Below are 6654 nucleotides of genomic sequence, written 5' to 3' on the forward strand. Positions count from 1 at the left end.
ATTATAATAGGAAGATATAAAATGTCAATTCCTATTTATTTAAATGTATCACTATTCTAGAGTTTTAATCACTACATCTACATTTTTATCATCAATTGTTACAACTGCATAAGAACGTTTTGATCCACCACGTGGCCAGGATGTTGAGCCTGGATTAATAAGCCATAAGCCGTTTTCTTCTTTCGCAAGAGGCATATGTGTATGACCTGAGATCAAAACATCTCCATTATACTTTTTTAAGAACTGAATCATTTTCTTTTCGCGGTCAAAATAACCAAAGAACTGACCATGAGTGATGAGAAGATGCCTTCCTTCAATATCTAGTCTTGCTGTCTGAGGAAGATCAAGACTCCAGTCATTATTGCCTTTAACAGCTACAAAGCCATCTAAATCCTGAAGTGAATAGGACTCACTATCACCACAATGGATATAGTAATCTGCATCATCTTCTAGGACTTTAATATCTGTTAACATATTCATATCACCATGGTTATCTGACATGATTACAATTTTCTTCATTTTACTGCCTCCTTTTGAATATATTCTTCAATGCAGCTATTTTCTTTATAAATCTTATTGGCTGTCTTCTTACCTACATAGCGATAATAATGAGAATCATAGACATGATTTGTAGAAGAAGCCATACGCTTCGGATAACGCAATATGAAGCCATATTCGTAAGAATGTGCTTCAAGCCATTGCGACAGGGCAGATGTTTCAAATGTCTGATAGGCAATGGATTTAGAAGCAATGGACACTGTTCTACCCAGCTGTCTTTCATCTTTGCCGGCAAGAGCTGGATTTGAATATTGAAAATCATTGAAGCTTTCATAGGCTTCTTTGACATAAAAATCTTCAGCAATATCATCCGGCATTGCTTCTACCATCTTCTTTAAGGCTTCATAAGCATCATTCTCTAAATACATAGCGTATTTCAAGCGATGAATATCTGACATCAGAACAAGATTATGTGGCACATAAGCCCCTATATAACTTGTATCATTAATTGTTGTCAGTAAAGATGAAGGATCCGCAATTAAGAATATCTCATGATTATTGGCCTGAGTCATGAGTGTCGTTAACCCATAACGTGAGTAGTTATTACAAGCATCCGTAAAGAAAGAACGAATTAATTTATCTGATAATCCACGATTTTTTAATAATTCAATATAATATTCTGTATCATCCACATAACTATAATCATCATATAGTGGTCTCATTTCATAATATATTTCTAATTTATCAAAATCAAAATTCTGATTATATAAATATCCTGATTCCAAATCATGTTCTACTAACTTTTTAGCCTGATCATAGGCATTGTTCTTAAAACTATCAAGAAGTTTTCCAGCTAATTCATTACCAGTAGAAAGAATAATCTTAATGTTGTCATAGCGACCAGTCTTTTCTAGTAGTTCATAATATTGATAATATGGAAGATAAAAATCATCATACTTGATAAATTTCATAAAATGGTAAAGTGGGATTCTGTTTTCTACAAGATATTTCTGTTCCTCTTTACTTAGATATTTCTCGATAATCATTCTGTTGTCATTGTTGATTCCATTGACACGATAGAATGGATCAAAACGGAGATTAATTGTATAGAATGAAACGATAAATAATGCAATGACTGTAACAAACAGATACTTGCGCTTATTTTCCATTAAATCACCTGCTCTCTAGTGTCAATTATATAGTATATCATGATGAGTGTATAGTTTATTCTTTGTGCAGTACTTCATAGAGTTTCAAAGCTGTATTTTTAGGAATCACTGCTTCTAATTCTTCTAAAGACGCTTCTTTCATCTTTTTGACACTTTTAAAATGATTAAGAAGTTTCTTCTTACGTGCTTCGCCGATTCCATCTACTTCATCAAGAATAGAACTAAATAATGATTTAGAACGGACCTGACGATGGAATGAAATAGCATAACGATGCACTTCATCCTGCATACGTGTAAGAAGGAAGAATAACGGACTCTTTGTATCAATAGGTACCTGATTGCCATTTTCATCTAGAAGCATGGCAGTAGAATGCTTATCATCCTTAGATAACCCACAGATATGTACAGGAAGATTCAAGCCGTCGATAACTTCTTTGGCTACTTTAATTTGTCCAAGTCCACCATCGACAATAATAAGATCTGCCATTTCCTTTTGTTCCATTAAAAGACGATAATAACGTCTATAGATGACCTCCTTCATACTAGCATAGTCATCAGGGCCTTCTACTGTCTTGATCTTATATTTACGATAATCTTTTTTAGAAGGTACACCATCCTTATAAACAACCATACCTGCAACAGCATAAGCCCCCTGGATGTTAGAGTTATCATATAATTCAATAGTATGAGGTGTCTTAATACCAAGTTTTTTACCTAATTCAATAATAGGTAGGATTGTCTTTTCATCCGTTTTCTCTTTTAATAAGAACTTCTTTTCTAGTGCTTCCTTCGCATTTTTATTAGCCATTTCTACTAAGGATTTCTTATCACCTCTTTGAGGCTGAAGTACATGACAGGATAATATTTCAGATAAAAGTTCTAAATCAACGTCCTGAGGAATAAGTAGTTCATAGGGTTCAGGATGTGTTTGATAGTAAGTAACTAAGAAACGAATCAGATCTTCTTCAAAATCTTCTCCTACAGGCTCAAGATTGAAATCATGATAGAGAAGCTTACCTTCACGCATAAAGAAGAGCTGAATACTGATATAACCTTTATCAATATAATAGCCTAAAATATCTCTATCTTTATAGTCACCAAATTGAACATTCTGTTTGGCAGTCACATATTCTATAGAGCGAATGAGATCACGATATTCTTTTGCAAGCTCGAATTGTAGATTTTCACTGGCTGTCATCATCTTTTCAGTGAGTTCATCAATCTTTGATTTGGTATTACCATGAATAAATGAAATCAGTTCTTTTCGAATTTCATCATACTGGCTCTTATCAATATCGTTGATACATGGCCCTAAGCATTGATGTAATGAATAATAGAGGCATGGCTTATCTGGGACATGATTACATTTTCTTAAAGGGTAAAGCTTATTTAATAATTTAAAGGTATTTCTTGCTGCAGTAGCATCAGGATAAGGACCAAAGTACTTATTCTTTTTGTTTCTTGTTTTTCTTACTATTTTAAGTCTTGGATGGGTTTCATCAGTTAATTCAATATAAGGATAATAGGTATTATCCATAAACATGATGTTGTATTCAGGTGTATAGTCCTTAATTAGGTTGATTTCTAGTAATAATGCTTCCTTTTCACTGCCTGTTACAATATAATCAAAGTCCCATATATGATCTACAAGCTTTGTTGTTTTATAGTTATGTGCACCTGTAAAATAAGAAGAGACGCGATTTTTCAGTTTTCGCGCCTTTCCTACATAAATGACTTTTCCTTCTGTATTCTTCATTAAATAACAGCCAGGAGACATAGGAAGTAATGAGAGCTTCTTTTTAATATAATCTAGATTCTTATTCAAAGCTAACCACCGTTACACCTAAACCACCCTCATTGGGGCCGCCATCACGATATTCTTTGACATAAGATAGATGATCTAACTTCTTTCTTATACCATTACGTAAAATCCCTTTACCCATACCATGCACAATACGTACTGAAGGATAACCAAGTAATAAAGCATCATCTAAGAACTTTTCAACAATATTCATCGCTTCTTCATAACGCATACCAATGACATTTACTTCATAATGTCCTGTTTTCTTCATATGCTGTCTAGTACCTGCTTTTTTTACTTTCTGAGGCTTAGAGGCGCCATGCATAAAAGTAACTTCTGTATCTTTTACACGTGCCTGGAGACCACCTAAATCAATCAACAGTTCATGTTTCTTAACTTCAAGTACATCCCCTTCTCTATTCATCTTATCAAGTTTGACATGATCCCCCTTCTTAAAGACATGGTCCTGGACCTTTACAATTTCTTTCTTTTCATATTTCTGCTGGTCTAATGCGTGTTTGGCTGCAGTCACTTGATGAGGTTTTAAAGAACCTTGATCCATAATATCTTTAGTCAATTCATCAATTGTTTTCTTAGCTTCTTCAAGCATCTTATTGGCTTCCTGCTGTGCTTCTTCTACAATACGATCTTTCTGCTTTGTGGCAATAGAAAGCTGATGTTCATAACGATTATGAAGCTTTTCATTATCTGCAAGTAACTGATTGATCCTTTCTTCTTTCTCATCTAATTCTGCACTCTGCTTAGTCAGCTTTTCAGTTAACTTTTCTGCTTCACTCATACGTTCTTCTTTATTATGTAAAGCATGATCAATAATCTCATGATCTAATCCTAAAGATGCAGCAATTTCAAAGGCATAAGAAGAACCAATTGAATGAAGCTTCAAGCGATATGTAGGACGCATAGTTTCTACATCAAATCCGACTGATGCGAGCGTAATATCATCTCTAGTCTGACCATAGCTTTTTAGTTCGCCATAATGAGTTGATGCGATAATACGACAGTCACGATTTAATAAGGTATCTAAGATAGCTTCTCCTAGACAAGCCCCTTCTTGTGGATCTGTACCAGAACCAATTTCATCAATCAGGATAAGAGAACGACATGTGGCATGTTCTAGGATATAGATAAGCTTCTTCATATGTGATGAATATGTTGAAAGTGATTGTTCAATGGACTGTTCATCACCAATATCTGTATAAACAGCATCAAAGAATGGAATAGAAGCGTCATTAGCTGGAACAGCTAATCCACTAATAGCCATTAATGATAATAAACCGGCTGTTTTTAAAGCCACTGTTTTACCACCGGTATTAGAACCAGTAATCATAAGCATTTTGCCGTCAATAATAATATCGTTAGGAACTATCTTTTCCTGATCAATTAAGGGATGTCTTGCCTGCTTTAAAGAGAGAACACCCGTTTCATTGATATCAGGCTTTACACAATCATAATCACAGCCAAAACGTGCTTTCGCAAAGACAAAATCAAGTTCAGACATGAGTTCCTGATCAAAATAGAATCTTGTATAGTTGTATTTGACACGTCTAGTTAGACTTTGAAGTATTTTATTGATTTCTGTCTGTTCCTGACTTTTCAACTCGTTGAGTTCATTATTCATAACAACGACACTTTCAGGCTCTATAAAGAATGTTTGACCAGAAGCACTTGTTGCATGAACTAAGCCTTTAATCTCATTTTTATGAGGCGCCTTGACTGCAAGTACTAAACGGTCATTTTTACTTGAAAGAGTATCCATACTTAAAGAATTCTTTTCACTCTTTAAATAGCCTTCCATTGAATGGCGAATACGTCCTTCTAATGCATGCATGCTTTTTCTAACACGATAAAGTGTTTCACTTGCGTGATCAATGATAGATCCATCAGGCATAATGCATCTATTGATTTCAATATGAAGACCATTATCTCCTTCTAAACCTTCTACTAGATCTCTTAATAGAATAATGTCTCCTTCATAAGCATTAAAATAAGATGTGACCTGAAAGATGTTTTCTAACATATGGTCAATCGCCATTAATTCTTCAGGAGCGAGAATACCATCCATCTTAGCCTTTGCAAGATAAGCACTGATATCATTGAGTGGTGCAAGAGGCAAAGTACCCATAATACGATGAATTGTCATAGCTTCTTCCAAACGATTCTGTTCTTCGTTCAAATCAGCTAAATTATCATACATCTCTAGATGTAAGATCTTCTTTTTCGCAATTTCTGTACGACATGTACCTGCGATATGATTTAAAATTCTTGGAAATTCTAAGACTTTATAACTATCTAACATTTTATTCACTTCCTATATTATTTAAAATTATATTCTTTTCTGTTTCTGTATAAGGCGTCTTATTTAACAATAAGATAAACTGTATTTTTTCTTCTTTAGGTAAAGTCACCTGCTGCTTTATTAGGGCAGGGCCTAGTTGAGTATAAACAAACTGTATTGCTTCATGTTCGCCAAGTAGACCATGATCATAGGCATGATTGTTAGCAATAATCATTTTTCTTAATATATCTTTATCTTCTAATTGAAGGTTATGTTGTCCTTTTAATAAACTTCCATAAGCACTTGCTTCACTTAATACTGTTTCTGAAAGAATTGGCACATCTTCAATGATTAAATGTCCTATTTTAGAATCAGCAAGAATATCAGGACCAAAAAATGGCACAATAAACATAATCATTGCCAGGAAGGCTATAAAGGCACCTTTTAAGCCGTGAAGCAGTGCCCCTAATACGTGATTTACAAGTGATGTCAAGGCAAAGTGATCTGTTAATTTTGTGATTAATGGTTTAATAAGAAGTCCTATCAGTCTTCTTATGATTTCTAGAATAATGAACATGATGATAAAAACAATCAACATATTCACTACAGAGCCCCCTAACTGAGATAATGGATCATCTACTGGTTTATAAATCTGGATTATTGAAGAAATTGTCTCAACATTAAAATAGATAAAAAGCATCATAATGATGAAGCTTAGCAGATCATAAAGTGTTGAGAAAAAACCTTTGGAATATCCACTAAAAAACATATACAACAAATAAGCGATAAGAATCAAATCGAGAAAACTCATAGCACTTGCCTCCTTAACACTGTCGGTTCTTAATTATAACAAATGAAATTTATACTGTCAAAAAAATGAAATTTATGAT

Annotated in this window: 5 protein-coding genes; all 5 read right to left on the reverse strand. The window is 33.9% G+C overall.

Translation table 11 applies throughout. From position 1 onward, the window contains the following. Positions 1 to 51: 51 nt before the first annotated feature. The 5 genes from B2S90_RS09595 to B2S90_RS09615 are packed head-to-tail and all read right to left on the reverse strand — an operon-like array spanning position 52 to position 6575. Positions 52 to 519: a metallophosphoesterase family protein gene (locus B2S90_RS09595; protein ID WP_055288693.1), complete on the reverse strand. Its 468-nt coding sequence runs from the start codon at positions 517 to 519 to the stop codon at positions 52 to 54. Then, complete coding sequence (locus B2S90_RS09600) at positions 516 to 1667, reverse strand: M15 family metallopeptidase (RefSeq protein WP_286696966.1); 1152 nt, start codon at positions 1665 to 1667, stop codon at positions 516 to 518. The genes B2S90_RS09595 and B2S90_RS09600 overlap by 4 nt, the downstream gene beginning before the upstream one ends. A gap of 55 nt (positions 1668 to 1722) precedes the next feature. Beyond that, entirely contained in the window at positions 1723 to 3492 is a 1770-nt protein-coding gene (gene uvrC / locus B2S90_RS09605) for an excinuclease ABC subunit UvrC (RefSeq protein WP_286696967.1), read from the reverse strand. After that, on the reverse strand, positions 3485 to 5785 hold the full coding sequence (locus tag B2S90_RS09610; RefSeq protein WP_279148194.1) for an endonuclease MutS2: 2301 nt from the start codon (positions 5783 to 5785) through the stop codon (positions 3485 to 3487). Before B2S90_RS09610 ends, uvrC begins: the two co-directional genes overlap by 8 nt. A 1-nt stretch (position 5786) precedes the next feature. Further along, entirely contained in the window at positions 5787 to 6575 is a 789-nt protein-coding gene (locus tag B2S90_RS09615; protein ID WP_055288691.1) for a CvpA family protein, read from the reverse strand. Positions 6576 to 6654: the final 79 nt, after the last annotated feature.

The organism is Catenibacterium sp. UBA627, from assembly GCF_002299355.1.
GTDB lineage: Bacteria > Bacillota_I > Bacilli_A > Erysipelotrichales > Coprobacillaceae > Catenibacterium > Catenibacterium mitsuoka.

Coding starts and splice junctions, on each gene's coding strand:
- B2S90_RS09595 (WP_055288693.1), bottom strand. CDS start 519: ATGAAGAAAATTGTAATCATGTCAGATAACCATGGTGATATGAATATG.
- B2S90_RS09600 (WP_286696966.1), bottom strand. CDS start 1,667: ATGGAAAATAAGCGCAAGTATCTGTTTGTTACAGTCATTGCATTATTT.
- B2S90_RS09610 (WP_279148194.1), bottom strand. CDS start 5,785: ATGTTAGATAGTTATAAAGTCTTAGAATTTCCAAGAATTTTAAATCAT.
- B2S90_RS09615 (WP_055288691.1), bottom strand. CDS start 6,575: ATGAGTTTTCTCGATTTGATTCTTATCGCTTATTTGTTGTATATGTTT.